The sequence below is a fragment of the Enterobacter sp. PGRG2 genome, from assembly GCF_030291195.1.
Taxonomy (GTDB): Bacteria; Pseudomonadota; Gammaproteobacteria; order Enterobacterales; family Enterobacteriaceae; genus Enterobacter_D.
In genome coordinates, this window is sequence record NZ_CP127837.1 from 3,864,936 (window position 1) to 3,879,329 (window position 14,394).

Sequence of the window (14,394 nt, forward strand, 5' to 3'; positions counted from 1 at the left end):
TACGATTGCCCGCCGTGACGGGCATCAGCAAAATTGTAAACGCCGGTAATAGCACTATTTGCCACTATTTCCCTGCACCACCACGCGCTGGCGAGGCCTGCGGTTTGCTCATTCCAGCCCAGCCAGACGGGTTCCGCAGACACCTCGTCAGTGACGCGCTTTTCAATCAGCGCGCCGCTGTCGAGAAAGCGCTGCGCCAGATAGCGCGGTACCCAGCCACAGCCGAGACCGCCCCGTAATAACTCAAGTTTAGTCTTAAAATCGAAAACCGCGATCGCTTCATGATCGTCCGGCATGGCCTGCCTGCCGCTGCTCACCACAATGGCGCGATGGCGTTTGATGTCATGACGGGGTATGGGCTCTGCTGCTTTCGCCAGCGGATGATGCGGGGCAACGGCGAAAACCTGTTCAAGGCTGCCCAGTCGGGTAAAGCCAAAGCCGCTGAGATGAGGAGGTTCATGCAGCGCGCCGACGATGATATCGGCCTCGCCGTTAATGAGCGCCTGCCAGGAGCCTGACAGCACGCCATTGATAAACTTCAGACGGGTGACACTATGATCCCGATAAAAGGCGTCAATAAGCGGTAACAACAAGGAAAACGGGAAGGTGTCGTCAACGCCTATCACCAGCTGGCTTTCCCAGCCCTGATGAAGCTTCACCGCCTGCTTTTCCAGCTCCCGGACGGCGTGCAGCACGTCGCGCCCTTTCTCCAGCAGCATCTGTCCGGTGCGGGTGAATTTCGCCCGATGCCCGCTGCGATCGAGCAACTGAATATTCAGATCGCTCTCCAGCTTATGCACGGTGTAACTCAGCGCAGAGGGCGTTTTATAGAGCTTTGCGGAGGCTGCTGCAAAGCTGCCCTCTTTTTCCAGCGCATCCAGGATCACCAGCACATCCAGCAATGGTTTCATGCTCGCCCCCTCAGGGTGTGCGACCAGTCAATCCCTGCCAGTCGCCGTGTCCATCGGCATGAGCAGCGGATCGGGGTATTGATAGTCAAATCCCAGCTCTTTGGTGATGCGGCTGCCGTCAACGATTTTGCCTTTGTCAGCAGTCGGCGCATCATGAAACTGCGGCACCGGCAGATCCAGCTGCCGCGCCATGGCGGGATAAAATGTCGATCGCGCCGGGTGGGCAGGCGCACAGATATTATAGATGTGCCCGCCTTTTGGAGCCTGCAACAAAAGGGTGATTGCGGCCACGACATCATCCAGATGGGCGAGATTGACGCCATGCTGACCGTTTGGCGCGGTTTTACCGGCAAAGAAGCGGCCAGGATGACGCCCCGGCCCCACCAGCCCCGCCAGACGAAGGATGTCCACCGAGGTGCCCGGCAGATTATGCAGCCAGTCCTCCAGATCTTTGAGAACGCGCCCGCTGGCGGTCACCGGCTGGCGAGGACTGTCCTCTTTTACCGTACCGGCAACGTCGCCGTAGACCGAGGTGGAGCTGGTAAAGATAATACGCGGGATGCGGTGCGCCAGCGCGCTGTCGACAATTTCCTGCATCGCCTGCATATAGAATTCGTCCCCTGGCCCGCTGCGGCGGGCAGGTAGTGTAATAACCAGTGCGTCGACGTTCATCAGGGCGTCGAGATCGTCGGTGTCGCATATCAGCTCCGGGGTGAGTTGCAGCAGATAGCTGTCAATGCCGCACATGCGCGCGGCCTCAACGCCGTCCTGAGTTGTTTTACTGCCGGTTACCTGCCAGCCCCGCGCCGACAGCGCTAATGCCAGCGGCATCCCCAGCCAGCCCAGTCCGACAATTGCCACCTTCTTCATGCCTTTCTCCTGACGTTCACGCATCTGCAGTAAGGCTACGCCAGCGTGAGAGAACTGACAATTCATAGAATCAATATGAAATGATTTAATGATGGAAAAAAGCCCTTGCCTTACAGGGCTAAACTGGTTTAGGTTAATCGCAAGCAGTTGAATATTCATTCATCGAGAAAATTTATGACACGCGTTCAATTTAACCACCACCATCACCATCATCCTGACTAGTCTTTCAGGCGATGTGTGCTGGAAGACATTCAGATCTTCCAGTGGTGCATGAACGTATGAAAAAGCCCCCGGAAGATCATCTTCCGGGGGCTTTTTTTTGAACCAAATTCAGGCAGGAACAGAGGATAATCCGAATGTTAGACAATACCCGTTTACGCATAGCTATTCAGAAGTCCGGGCGCTTAAGTGATGATTCACGCGAACTGCTCGCCCGCTGCGGCATTAAAATTAACCTGCACACGCAGCGTCTGATCGCGCTGGCAGAAAACATGCCGATCGATATTCTGCGTGTGCGTGACGACGACATTCCGGGCCTGGTAATGGACGGCGTGGTCGATCTGGGCATTATCGGCGAGAACGTGCTGGAAGAAGAGCTGCTCACCCGCCGCGCCCAGGGCGAAGATCCGCGTTACTTCACCCTGCGTCGTCTGGATTTCGGCGGCTGTCGTCTGTCGCTGGCGACCGCGGTGGATGAGGTCTGGGACGGCCCGGCGGCGCTCAACGGTAAACGCATCGCCACCTCTTATCCGCACCTGCTGAAGCGCTATCTGGATCAGAAAGGCGTTTCTTTTAAATCCTGTCTGCTCAATGGTTCTGTTGAAGTGGCGCCGCGCGCCGGTCTGGCCGATGCCATTTGTGACCTGGTCTCCACCGGCGCCACCCTGGAAGCTAACGGCCTGCGCGAAGTGGAAGTGATTTACCGCTCCAAAGCCTGTCTCATCCAGCGTGATGGTGAGATGGACGATGCCAAACAGCAGTTGATCGACAAACTGCTGACCCGTATTCAGGGCGTGATCCAGGCCCGTGAATCCAAGTACATCATGATGCACGCGCCAACCGAGCGTCTTGATGAAGTGATCGCCCTGCTGCCCGGCGCGGAACGCCCGACCATTTTACCGCTGGCAGGCGATCAGCAGCGCGTGGCGATGCACATGGTGAGCAGTGAGACGCTGTTCTGGGAAACCATGGAAAAACTGAAAGCGCTGGGCGCCAGTTCGATCCTGGTGCTGCCGATTGAGAAGATGATGGAGTGACGGCGATGAGCTTCAATACTGTAATCGACTGGAACAGCTGTAGCCCGGAACAGCAACGTGAACTGTTGCAGCGCCCGGCGATCTCCGCATCAGAAAGCATCAGCCGTACGGTTGCCGGGATCCTGGATAACGTGAAAGCCCGGGGTGACGACGCGCTGCGCGAGTACAGCGCGAAGTTTGATAAAACCGAGGTTGGCGCGCTGAAAGTCACCGCGCAGGAAATTGACGACGCCAGCGCCCGTCTGGGAGAGACTCTTAAACATGCTATGGCCGTAGCGGTCAAAAATATCGACACCTTTCACATGGCGCAGCAGCTGCAAACCGTGGATGTCGAAACCCTGCCGGGCGTGCGCTGCCAGCAGGTGACCCGTCCGATCGATTCGGTCGGCCTGTATATTCCGGGCGGCTCCGCTCCGCTGTTCTCGACAGTATTGATGCTGGCGACACCGGCGCGCATCGCCGGTTGCCGGAAAGTGGTGCTCTGCTCACCGCCGCCGATTGCCGATGAGATCCTTTATGCGGCGAAGCTGTGCGGTGTGCAGGACGTCTATAAAGTGGGCGGCGCGCAGGCGATTGCGGCCATGGCTTTCGGCACCGATTCCATCCCGCAAGTGGATAAAATTTTCGGCCCCGGCAACGCGTATGTGACCGAGGCCAAGCGTCAGGTCAGCCAGCGTCTTGATGGCGCGGCCATAGATATGCCTGCCGGGCCTTCTGAAGTGCTGGTGATCGCCGACAGCGGCGCGACGCCGGATTTCGTGGCCTCCGATCTTCTTTCCCAGGCCGAACACGGCCCGGACTCGCAGGTTATTCTGCTGACGCCGGACAACGCCATGGCGGAAGCGGTGGCGCAGGCCGTTGAGCGTCAGCTGGCGGATTTACCGCGTGCTGATACCGCCCGCCAGGCGCTGGCGGCCAGCCGTCTGATTGTGGCGCGGGATCTGGCGCAGTGCGTGGCGATTTCAAATGCCTATGGCCCGGAACACCTGATCATCCAGACCCGCGAAGCGCGTGCGCTGGTTGACGACATCACCAGCGCCGGTTCGGTATTTCTGGGTGACTGGTCGCCGGAATCGGCGGGGGATTACGCCTCCGGCACCAATCACGTGCTGCCGACCTACGGTTATACCGCCACCTGTTCCAGCCTCGGGCTGGCGGATTTCCAGAAACGCATGACCGTGCAGGAGTTGTCCCGCGACGGCTTCGCCGCCCTCGCCTCCACCATTGAAACCCTGGCCGCCGCCGAACGCCTGCACGCGCACAAAAATGCCGTGACGCTGCGCGTTAACGCCCTTAAGGAGCAAGCATGAGCATCACCGAACTCGCGCGTGAAAATGTGCGCAACCTGACGCCCTATCAGTCTGCGCGCCGTCTGGGCGGTAAGGGCGATGTCTGGCTGAATGCCAATGAATTCCCGACGCCGGTGGCGTTTCAGTTTACACAGCAGACGCTGAACCGTTACCCGGAGTGTCAGCCGAAAGCGGTGATTGACGGCTATGCCGCTTATGCCGGACTCAAACCGGAGCAGGTGCTGGTCAGCCGGGGCGCTGATGAAGGTATTGAACTGTTGATCCGCGCCTTTTGCGAGCCGGGCAAGGATGCGGTGCTGTTCTGCCCCCCAACCTACGGTATGTACAGCGTCAGCGCCGAAACCTTCGGCGTGGAAACGCGTACCGTACAGGCGCTGGACGACTGGCAGCTCAACGTGCCCGCCATTGCTGAAAAGCTCGACGGCGTGAAGCTGCTATACGTATGCAGCCCGAACAACCCGACCGGGCAGATCGTCAACCCGGCGGATCTGCGGGCGCTGCTGGAGATGACCCGCGGTAAAGCGCTGGTTGTCGCTGATGAAGCCTATATTGAGTTTTGCCCGCAGGCGACGCTCACCGGCTGGCTGGCGGAATATCCGCATCTGGTGGTGCTGCGTACCCTGTCTAAAGCCTTTGCGCTGGCGGGTCTGCGCTGTGGCTTTACGCTGGCCAATGAAGAAGTCATTAGCCTGTTGATGAAGGTGATCGCCCCCTATCCGCTTTCCACGCCGGTGGCGGACATCGCCGCGCAGGCGCTGACCCCGCAGGGCATTGCCGCAATGCGCGAGCGCGTGGCGCAGATCCTGGCGGAACGTCAGTATCTGGTGGAGAATCTGCGCGATATTCCCTGCGTCGAACAGGTTTTTGATTCGGAAACCAACTATATTCTGGTGCGCCTCACCGCCTCCAGCGCGGTATTTAAATCGCTCTGGGATCAGGGCATTATCTTACGCGATCAAAATAAACAACCCACTTTGAGCGGCTGCCTGCGCATCACTATTGGCACCCGGGAAGAAAGCCAGCGCGTCATTGACGCCTTACGTGCGGAGCAAGTATGAGCCAGAAGTACCTCTTTATTGACCGTGATGGCACGCTGATTAGCGAGCCGCCGAGCGACTTTCAGGTCGATCGTTTTGACAAGCTGGCCTTCGAGCCGGATGCCATTCCGGTTTTGCTAGCCTTACAAAAAGCCGGTTTCAAACTGGTGATGATCACCAATCAGGACGGACTGGGCACGGCGAGCTTCCCGCAGGCCGATTTCGATGGCCCGCACAATCTGATGATGCAGATTTTTACCTCTCAGGGCGTGGTCTTTGACGAGGTGCTGATTTGCCCGCACCTGCCGGCGGACGAGTGCGACTGCCGTAAACCGAAAACCCGCCTTGTGGAAAACTATCTGGCGGAACAGGCGCTGGATAAAGCCAACAGCTATGTTATTGGCGATCGCGAGACAGATATTCAGCTTGCCGACAATATGGGCATCACCGGCCTGCGCTATAACCGCGAGACGCTGAACTGGACGATGATCGGCGAGCAGCTGACCAAACGCGATCGCTACGCGCACATTGAACGCAATACCAAAGAGACGCAGATCGACGTTAAGGTGTGGCTGGATCGCGAAGGCAGCAGCAAGATTAATACCGGCGTCGGCTTCTTCGACCACATGCTGGATCAGATCGCCACCCATGGCGGCTTCCGCATGGAAATCGCCGTGAAAGGCGATCTCTATATTGACGATCACCACACGGTGGAAGATACCGGCCTCGCGCTGGGCGAAGCGCTGAAGCTGGCGCTGGGGGACAAGCGCGGCATCAACCGTTTCGGCTTTGTGCTGCCGATGGACGAATGCCTGGCGCGCTGCGCGCTGGATATTTCCGGCCGCCCGCACCTCGAATACCGCGCGGACTTTACCTATCAGCGCGTGGGCGATCTGAGCACTGAGATGGTCGAGCACTTCTTCCGCTCCCTCTCCTATACCATGGCGGTGACGCTGCACCTGAAAACCAAAGGCAAGAACGATCACCACCGCGTGGAGAGCCTGTTCAAAGCCTTTGGCCGCACGCTGCGCCAGGCGATCCGTGTGGAAGGCGATACCCTTCCCTCCTCTAAAGGGGTGCTGTGATGAACGTGGTGATCCTTGATACCGGCTGCGCCAACCTGAATTCGGTGAAATCCGCAGTGATGCGCCACGGTTATACGCCGCTGGTGAGCCGCGATCCGGATGTGGTTCTGCGCGCCGACAAACTGTTTCTGCCAGGCGTGGGCACCGCCCAGGCAGCGATGGATCAGATCCACGAACGCGAGCTGAGCGATTTGATCAAAGCCTGTACCCAGCCGGTGCTGGGGATCTGTCTGGGCATGCAGCTGCTTGGCAGCCGCAGCGAGGAGAATAACGGCGTCGATCTGCTGGGCATCATTGAGCAGGACGTGCCGAAAATGAAAGATGTCGGGCTGCCGCTGCCGCATATGGGCTGGAACCGCATCTACCCGAAAGCGGGCAATCGCCTGTTCCAGGGCATTGAAGACGGATCTTATTTCTACTTCGTGCACAGCTATGCCATGCCGGTGAATACCTGGACTATTGCCCAGTGCCATTATGGCGAGGCCTTTACCGCCGCGGTGCAGAAAGATAACTTTTATGGCGTGCAGTTCCACCCGGAACGCTCCGGTGCCGCAGGCGCGCAGCTGCTGAAAAACTTCCTGGAGATGTAATGATTATTCCGGCATTAGATTTGATCGACGGCACGGTAGTGCGTCTGCATCAGGGTGATTACGGCCAGCAGCGCGACTACGGTAACGATCCGCTGCCTCGTTTGCAGGAGTATGCCGCGCAGGGGGCAGAGGTGCTGCATCTGGTGGATTTAACCGGCGCAAAAGATCCGCAAAAAAGACAGATCCCGCTGATTAAATCGCTGGTGGCGGGCGTGAACGTCCCTGTGCAGGTGGGCGGCGGCGTGCGAAGCGAAGATGACGTGGCGGCGCTGCTGGAGGCTGGCGTGGCGCGGGTGGTGGTGGGCTCCACGGCGGTAAAATCCCCGCAGCTGGTTAAACAGTGGTTCAGCCGTTTTGGCGCTGATGCGCTGGTGCTGGCGCTGGATGTGCGCATTGACGAGGCGGGCAACAAACAGGTGGCGGTCAGCGGCTGGCAGGAAGACTCCGGCGTGTCGCTGGAAGCGCTGGTGGAGATGTATCTGCCGTCAGGCCTTAAGCATGTGCTGTGCACTGATATTTCCCGTGACGGTACGCTGGCAGGCTCGAACGTCTCTTTATATAAAGAAGTCTGCGCCCGTTATCCGCAGGTGGCGTTCCAGTCATCCGGCGGCATTGGCGATCTGGAAGATATTGCCGCCCTGCGCGGCACGGGCGTGCGCGGCGTGATTGTCGGGCGTGCGCTGCTGGAAGGTAAATTTAACGTAACGGAGGCCATCCAATGCTGGCAAAACGGATAATACCCTGCCTGGACGTACGTGACGGCCAGGTGGTGAAGGGCGTGCAGTTCCGTAATCATGAGATTATCGGCGACATCGTCCCGCTGGCAAAACGCTATGCCGAGGAAGGCGCGGATGAGCTGGTGTTCTACGATATTACCGCCTCCAGCGATGGCCGCGTGGTGGATAAAAGCTGGGTGACGCGCGTGGCGGAAGTGATCGACATCCCCTTCTGCGTGGCGGGCGGGATTAAATCCGCAGAAGATGCGGCGCGCATTCTCACCTTCGGCGCGGATAAGATTTCCATCAACTCCCCGGCGCTGGCGGATCCGGAGCTGATCACCCGTCTGGCGGATCGCTTTGGCGTGCAGTGTATTGTGGTGGGTATTGATACCTGGTTTGATGACGCCAGCGGCAAATATCACGTTAATCAGTATACCGGCGATGAAAGCCGCACGCGCGTGACGCAGTGGGAAACCCTCGACTGGGTGCAGGAAGTGCAGAAGCGCGGCGCGGGAGAAATCGTCCTTAATATGATGAACCAGGACGGCGTGCGTAACGGCTACGATCTTGCGCAGCTGAAAAAAGTCCGCGAGGTCTGCCACGTACCGCTCATTGCCTCGGGCGGCGCGGGCACCATGGAACATTTCCTCGAAGCCTTCCGCGACGCCGATGTGGATGGCGCGCTGGCAGCCTCGGTGTTCCACAAACAGATTATTAATATTGGTGAATTAAAAGCGTACCTGGCAGCCCAGGGCGTGGAGATCAGGGTATGTTAACAGAGCAACAACTGGCCCGACTGAACTGGGAAAAAACCGACGGACTGCTGCCCGCCGTGGTGCAACATGCGGTATCCGGCGAAGTGCTGATGCTGGGCTATATGGATAAAGCGGCGCTGGCGAAAACGCAGGAGAGCGGCAAAGTGACGTTTTATTCACGCACTAAGCAGCGCTTATGGACCAAAGGTGAAACTTCAGGACACTTCCTGAACGTGGTCAGCATCACCCCTGACTGTGATAACGATACCCTGCTGGTGCTGGCCAATCCCATCGGCCCTACCTGTCATAAGGGCACCTCAAGCTGCTTCGGCGAAGCGAGCCATCAGTGGCTATTTCTGTACCAGCTGGAACAATTGCTGGCGGAGCGTAAGACAGCGGATCCTGAAAGTTCATATACCGCGAAGCTGTACGCCAGCGGCACCAAGCGCATCGCGCAAAAAGTCGGTGAAGAAGGTGTGGAAACAGCGCTTGCCGCCACGGTTAACGATCGTGAAGAACTGACCAACGAAGCGTCGGATCTGATGTATCACCTGATGGTGCTGCTGCAGGATCAGGAACTGGATATGACGGCGGTGATTGAGAACCTGCGTAAGCGGCATAAATAAGACGAAAAAAAACCGGGCTGCTGAGTGCCCGGTTTTTTTGTGCCTGAATTTTAGTATTTAGGCTGGTAGTTACGGATGGCGTTGCGGGCCAGGACGGCGCCAGCGCCAACCATGGCACCCAACAATGCCGCGATCAATACCGTCAGAGAGCGTTTTGGGCTGTCGCGGAACAGTGGTTCCGTTGGTTTCATGACATAACGATAGGCATGCATATTTGCCGGATCGGGTTTGATACGCTGAATATCTAACAGATTTTGTCGTGTACGGTAATAATCCCCGGAAAACACCAGCGGTCGTGAGGCTTCATTCTTGATCATGGACTCCAGCGCATCACTCCCCAGCAGGAATAACGTATCCTGTGTGACATCCTGGGTTTGCTGCACCTGAGGTTGGTTAACACCAGCATCTTTAGCAAAAGTCAGCGCCTGCGTGATCTGCTTGATGCGCAGATTTTTTTGCTCCTGAGCCACTTTTTCCTGAGTCGCCAGCGAGTCCTGCAGCTCTGTAAGACGTGATTTGATGTTGATTGCCAGATCCTGATCCAGCTCATCAGCTATTTGCTCATCAACCTGTTGAATATATTTCGCCAGTTGCTGCTGCGCATGTTTGGCTGAATCGCCCTGATAGGTGACCTTAAGCGGTAAGGGCTGACCTTTTACCGCAGAGTCAATGGTCAGGGCCTCAGGCGCCGACTGATTTTTAAGCGTTTCAGCCAGTGCAGAAAACGCCCCGCTAAAACGAGTGATCACTCGCTGTTGAATGTCAGGATTGTCGACTTTTCCATCACCATAAATCAGCGCCATTGCATTGGTGTAACCTGCTATCTGACCGGCATCTGGCATAGTGATAACAGCCGTTGAAGTCCATTTCTCTTTTACTAAGGACACATAGATTCCGGCGACCACAACTGCAATCATAATGAAAATGGCAATAAGCCACTTCCCACGCCACAGCTGCATAAAAATATCAATTAGATCAATTTGTTCAGAATTATTATTACTTCTGACAAAATTATTATCGTTGTGCGTCATAGCAACCTTAAGAAGAAGATTCCAGTCTAAGATTAAAAATTCAGTGTAGTGTACACTTTCCATAAAATCCTGGAATCAGAATCCGTTTAATTTTGTTACTGTCTGAAACTACAGATAAAGGTCACCTGCACCGGTAGCCTTGCTGATGGCATCAGCATACAATAGCGGGCATGTTGCACCGCAGGTGAAAAGGACAAGTATGAAATTTTTAGTGACTGGCGCTGCCGGTTTTATTGGTTATCACGTTAGCGAGCGCCTGTTGCAGGCGGGTCATCAGGTTGTCGGTATTGATAACCTCAATGATTATTACGATGTCAGCCTCAAGCAGGCACGTCTGGATCGACTACAGTTGCCAGGCTTCCAGTTTAAAAAGCTGGATCTTGCCGATCGGGAAGGTATGGCGCAACTCTTTGCCGACGAGAAATTCGATCGCGTGATCCATCTCGGCGCCCAGGCTGGCGTACGTTACTCGCTGGATAATCCCCTCGCCTACGCTGATTCTAATTTGATCGGTCATGTCAACGTGCTGGAAGGTTGTCGTCATAACAAGGTGAAACATTTGTTATATGCATCCTCAAGCTCAGTATATGGCCTGAACCGCAAGATGCCATTTTCAACGGACGATTCCGTGGATCATCCGGTGTCGCTCTACGCCGCGACGAAAAAAGCCAATGAGCTGATGTCTCATACTTATTCACACCTGTATGGTTTGCCGACTACCGGCCTGCGCTTCTTTACGGTATATGGCCCATGGGGTCGTCCGGATATGGCGCTGTTTAAATTCACCAAAGCGATGGTGGAAGGTAAAAGCATCGACGTTTATAACTACGGCAAGATGAAGCGTGATTTCACTTATATTGACGATATCGCCGAAGCCATCATCCGTTTACAGGACGTGATCCCGGAAGCTGATACCAGCTGGACAGTGGAATCAGGTTCACCGGCGACCAGTTCTGCGCCGTATCGCGTTTATAATATCGGCAACAGCTCACCTGTAGAACTGATGGATTACATCACTGCTCTGGAAGAGGCTCTTGGCATCGAAGCGCAAAAAAATATGCTGCCGATCCAGCCGGGTGACGTACTGGAAACCAGCGCGGATACCAAAGCGTTATATGATGTTATCGGCTTCCGTCCGCAAACCTCAGTTAAACAGGGCGTGAAGAACTTTGTTGACTGGTATAAAGCATTTTATAAAGTGTAAAAATAAGGCCCTCATCTGAGGGCCTTATTTATCAGTCGCTGCCGAACAGGTCGCGGGTATAAACTTTATCCGCCACATCCGCCAGTTCTTCCGCCATGCGGTTTGAAATGATGACATCCGCTTCTTTCTTGAACGCATCCAGATCGCGCACAACGTGGGAATGGAAGAATTCATCTTCTTTCATGACCGGTTCGTAAATAATAACCTGCACGCCTTTCGCTTTAATACGCTTCATGATCCCCTGAATAGAAGAGGCGCGGAAATTATCTGAGCCGCTCTTCATAATCAGACGATAGACACCGACGACTTTAGGCTTGCGGGAAAGAATGGAATCCGCGATGAAATCTTTACGCGTACGGTTTGCATCAACGATGGCTGAGATCAGGTTGTTGGGAACGGACTGATAGTTTGCCAGCAATTGTTTGGTATCTTTCGGCAGGCAATAACCGCCATAGCCAAAGGACGGATTGTTGTAATGGCTGCCGATACGCGGATCGAGGCAGACACCTTCAATGATCTGACGGGAATCCAGACCAAGGCTTTCGGCATAGCTGTCCAGTTCGTTGAAATAGGCCACGCGCATTGCCAGATAGGTATTAGCGAAAAGCTTAATGGCTTCGGCTTCAGTCGAGTCCGTAAACAGCACTTTAATATCTTTTTTGATGGCGCCTTCCTGCAACAGGGACGCAAAACGCTCCGCGCGTTCTGAACGCTCGCCAATGACAATACGTGACGGGTGCAGATTGTCGTAAAGTGCCTTCCCTTCACGGAGGAACTCCGGAGAGAAAATAACGTTGTCAATACCCAGTTCATCCCGGATTGACTGCGTAAAGCCAACCGGCACCGTGGATTTAATGATCATCACGGCCTGCGGGTTGATTTCCAGCACGTCGCGGATCACCGCTTCCACGCTTGAGGTATTGAAGTAGTTCGTTTTTGGATCATAGTCAGTTGGCGTGGCAATAATCACAAAATCCGCATCGCGATAGGCATCCTGCTTGTCGGTGGTTGCACGAAAATTAAGCGGTTTTGTCTGCAGATATTCCTGAATCTCTTTATCAACGATAGGAGAGATTTTCTGGTTAAGCATATCGACTTTGGCCTGGATGATATCCAGCGCAACCACTTCGTGATGTTGGGCGATCAAAATACCGTTCGAAAGACCAACGTAACCTGTACCGGAGATTGTTATTTTCATTCGCTAAGTAACTTCTTCAAGTTTGAGTGTCTGGAGATGGCAAGACCACCACCACTGAAATTTGTTAACTGAGGGGGTTTTACCTCTTACCTTTATCGCCTGTCAAGACGACCACCGGAACCTGGTTTTGTCCGGAAAAAAGCTTTTAGGAAATTACTTACCCCTTCAAACGGGACTATGCCCGTAACAGGTGCATTCCGCATAAAAAAACGCCCGGTGTTGCAGACCGGGCGTTTAGTAGTTTTCAGGTTAAATCAGATTAATCCAGCCATTCCGTATGGAAAACGCCGTCTTTATCGGTGCGCTTATATGTATGCGCACCGAAGTAATCACGCTGTGCCTGAATCAGGTTAGCTGGCAGGACGGCAGCACGGTAGCTGTCGTAATAAGCCACAGCCGCGCCGAACGTCGGCACCGGAATACCGTTCTGTACGGCATAAGCAACCACATCACGCAGTGCCTGCTGATAGTCATCGGCGATTTGTTTGAAATACGGTGCCAGCAGCAGGTTTGCGATGGCCGGGGTTTCCGCATAAGCATCGGTAATCTTCTGCAGGAACTGTGCGCGAATAATGCAGCCTGCACGGAAAATCTTCGCGATTTCACCGTAGTTCAGATCCCAGTTGTACTCTTCGGAAGCCGCGCGCAGCTGTGAGAAGCCCTGAGCATAAGAGACGATTTTACCGAGATACAGTGCACGACGTACTTTCTCAATAAATTCTGCTTTATCGCCAGCCGGTTTAGCCTGCGGGCCAGACAGCACTTTCGATGCTGCAACACGCTGCTCTTTCAGAGAGGAAATATAACGCGCGAACACGGATTCAGTGATCAGTGACAGCGGCTCGCCAAGATCCAGCGAGCTCTGGCTGGTCCATTTCCCGGTGCCTTTGTTGGCTGCTTCGTCCAGAATCACATCAACCAGGTATTTACCCTCTTCATCTTTTTTCGTGAAGATGTCTTTAGTGATGTCGATCAGGTAGCTGCTCAGTTCACCTTTGTTCCATTCGGTAAAGGTCTGCGCCAGCTCTTCGTTGGACAGATTCAGACCGCCTTTTAACAGCGAGTAAGCTTCAGCGATAAGCTGCATGTCGCCGTATTCAATGCCGTTATGAACCATCTTAACGTAGTGACCTGCGCCATCGGCGCCGATGTAAGTCACACAAGGCTCGCCATCTTCAGCAACGGCAGCGATTTTAGTCAGGATCGGCGCAACCAGCTCATACGCTTCTTTTTGACCACCAGGCATGATTGACGGGCCTTTAAGTGCGCCCTCTTCGCCGCCAGACACACCGGTACCGATGAAGTTGAAACCTTCTGCAGAAAGTTCGCGGTTACGACGAATAGTGTCGTGGAAGAAGGTATTACCGCCATCAATAATGATGTCGCCTTTGTCCAGATACGGTTTCAGGGAGTTGATAGCAGCATCTGTACCCGCGCCTGCTTGCACCATTAACAGGATACGACGAGGCGTTTCAAGGGATTCAACAAACTCCTCAACGCTGTAAAAAGGAACCAGATTTTTGCCCGGATTTTCAGCAATGACTTCCTCAGTCTTTTCGCGGGAGCGGTTGAAAACGGAAACGGTATAGCCACGGCTTTCGATGTTCAGCGCCAGGTTGCGCCCCATCACGGCCATACCAACAACGCCGATCTGCTGTTTGGACATTACATACTCCTGTCAGGTGTGGTCACCGCGTCATGTGCGCGGCTTGAAAATGTGTCTTAGATGTTAACTCAAAAATATTAAAAACAATAGTTCATGAATTGTCAGGTCTTTACACAGCAAATAAGCATTTTTTGAT

Annotated in this window: 14 protein-coding genes, 1 pseudogene and 1 other annotated feature; of the genes and pseudogenes, 10 read left to right on the top strand and 5 right to left on the bottom strand. The window is 54.7% G+C overall.

The features are described 5' to 3' along the window. Positions 1-23: 23 nt before the first annotated feature. Positions 24-911 (bottom strand): annotated as a pseudogene (locus QRD42_RS17280) (LysR substrate-binding domain-containing protein); the annotation flags it as partial. Positions 912-938: 27 nt separating this feature from the next. Continuing rightward, positions 939-1,781: an SDR family oxidoreductase gene (locus tag QRD42_RS17285; RefSeq protein ID WP_321987714.1), complete on the bottom strand. Its 843-nt coding sequence runs from the start codon at positions 1,779-1,781 to the stop codon at positions 939-941. A 174-nt stretch (positions 1,782-1,955) separates the two neighbouring features. Here QRD42_RS17285 and hisL point away from each other — a divergent pair, with 174 nt between their 5' ends. From hisL to hisIE, 9 genes are all read left to right on the top strand, one after another. Then, positions 1,956-2,003, top strand: coding sequence for a his operon leader peptide (hisL, locus tag QRD42_RS17290; RefSeq protein ID WP_100396937.1), 48 nt, complete (start codon positions 1,956-1,958; stop codon positions 2,001-2,003). Then, positions 1,979-2,102: a sequence feature (His leader region), on the top strand. Its footprint overlaps the gene before it by 25 nt. Positions 2,103-2,137: 35 nt before the next feature. Beyond that, positions 2,138-3,037, top strand: a complete 900-nt coding sequence (gene hisG / locus QRD42_RS17295) for an ATP phosphoribosyltransferase (RefSeq protein WP_072569013.1) — start codon at positions 2,138-2,140, stop codon at positions 3,035-3,037. A gap of 5 nt (positions 3,038-3,042) precedes the next feature. After that, positions 3,043-4,347: a histidinol dehydrogenase gene (hisD, locus tag QRD42_RS17300; protein WP_321987715.1), complete on the top strand. Its 1,305-nt coding sequence runs from the start codon at positions 3,043-3,045 to the stop codon at positions 4,345-4,347. Beyond that, a complete protein-coding gene (hisC, locus tag QRD42_RS17305) occupies positions 4,344-5,405 on the top strand; it encodes a histidinol-phosphate transaminase (protein ID WP_321987716.1) in 1,062 nt (353 codons plus the stop codon). The genes hisD and hisC overlap by 4 nt, the downstream gene beginning before the upstream one ends. Continuing rightward, the gene (gene hisB, locus QRD42_RS17310) at positions 5,402-6,469 is read left to right on the top strand and encodes a bifunctional histidinol-phosphatase/imidazoleglycerol-phosphate dehydratase HisB (RefSeq protein ID WP_321987717.1); all 1,068 of its coding nucleotides are present in this window, start codon (positions 5,402-5,404) and stop codon (positions 6,467-6,469) included. The genes hisC and hisB overlap by 4 nt, the downstream gene beginning before the upstream one ends. Continuing rightward, positions 6,469-7,059, top strand: a complete 591-nt coding sequence (gene hisH, locus QRD42_RS17315) for an imidazole glycerol phosphate synthase subunit HisH (protein ID WP_072569017.1) — start codon at positions 6,469-6,471, stop codon at positions 7,057-7,059. The genes hisB and hisH overlap by 1 nt, the downstream gene beginning before the upstream one ends. Beyond that, the gene (gene hisA, locus QRD42_RS17320; RefSeq protein ID WP_321987718.1) at positions 7,059-7,796 is read left to right on the top strand and encodes a 1-(5-phosphoribosyl)-5-[(5-phosphoribosylamino)methylideneamino]imidazole-4-carboxamide isomerase; all 738 of its coding nucleotides are present in this window, start codon (positions 7,059-7,061) and stop codon (positions 7,794-7,796) included. The genes hisH and hisA overlap by 1 nt, the downstream gene beginning before the upstream one ends. Continuing rightward, positions 7,778-8,554, top strand: coding sequence for an imidazole glycerol phosphate synthase subunit HisF (hisF, locus tag QRD42_RS17325; RefSeq protein WP_072569019.1), 777 nt, complete (start codon positions 7,778-7,780; stop codon positions 8,552-8,554). Before hisA ends, hisF begins: the two co-directional genes overlap by 19 nt. Beyond that, positions 8,548-9,159, top strand: a complete 612-nt coding sequence (gene hisIE, locus QRD42_RS17330; protein ID WP_321987719.1) for a bifunctional phosphoribosyl-AMP cyclohydrolase/phosphoribosyl-ATP diphosphatase HisIE — start codon at positions 8,548-8,550, stop codon at positions 9,157-9,159. The genes hisF and hisIE overlap by 7 nt, the downstream gene beginning before the upstream one ends. A 50-nt stretch (positions 9,160-9,209) precedes the next feature. Here hisIE and wzzB read toward each other — a convergent pair whose 3' ends face one another. After that, the gene (gene wzzB / locus QRD42_RS17335; protein ID WP_321988788.1) at positions 9,210-10,190 is read right to left on the bottom strand and encodes an LPS O-antigen chain length determinant protein WzzB; all 981 of its coding nucleotides are present in this window, start codon (positions 10,188-10,190) and stop codon (positions 9,210-9,212) included. Positions 10,191-10,389: 199 nt separating this feature from the next. On the opposite strand from wzzB, the gene QRD42_RS17340 reads away from it, so the two are divergent. After that, entirely contained in the window at positions 10,390-11,394 is a 1,005-nt protein-coding gene (locus QRD42_RS17340; protein WP_321987720.1) for an NAD-dependent epimerase, read from the top strand. Between the two features lie 31 nt (positions 11,395-11,425). On the opposite strand, the gene ugd is transcribed toward QRD42_RS17340, so the two are convergent. Further along, the gene (gene ugd, locus QRD42_RS17345) at positions 11,426-12,592 is read right to left on the bottom strand and encodes a UDP-glucose 6-dehydrogenase (protein ID WP_321987721.1); all 1,167 of its coding nucleotides are present in this window, start codon (positions 12,590-12,592) and stop codon (positions 11,426-11,428) included. Between the two features lie 259 nt (positions 12,593-12,851). Continuing rightward, positions 12,852-14,258 carry an NADP-dependent phosphogluconate dehydrogenase gene (gene gndA, locus QRD42_RS17350; RefSeq protein WP_072569024.1) on the bottom strand — a complete coding sequence of 469 codons (1,407 nt, stop codon included), beginning with the start codon at positions 14,256-14,258 and terminating at the stop codon, positions 12,852-12,854. Positions 14,259-14,394 lie beyond the last annotated feature (136 nt).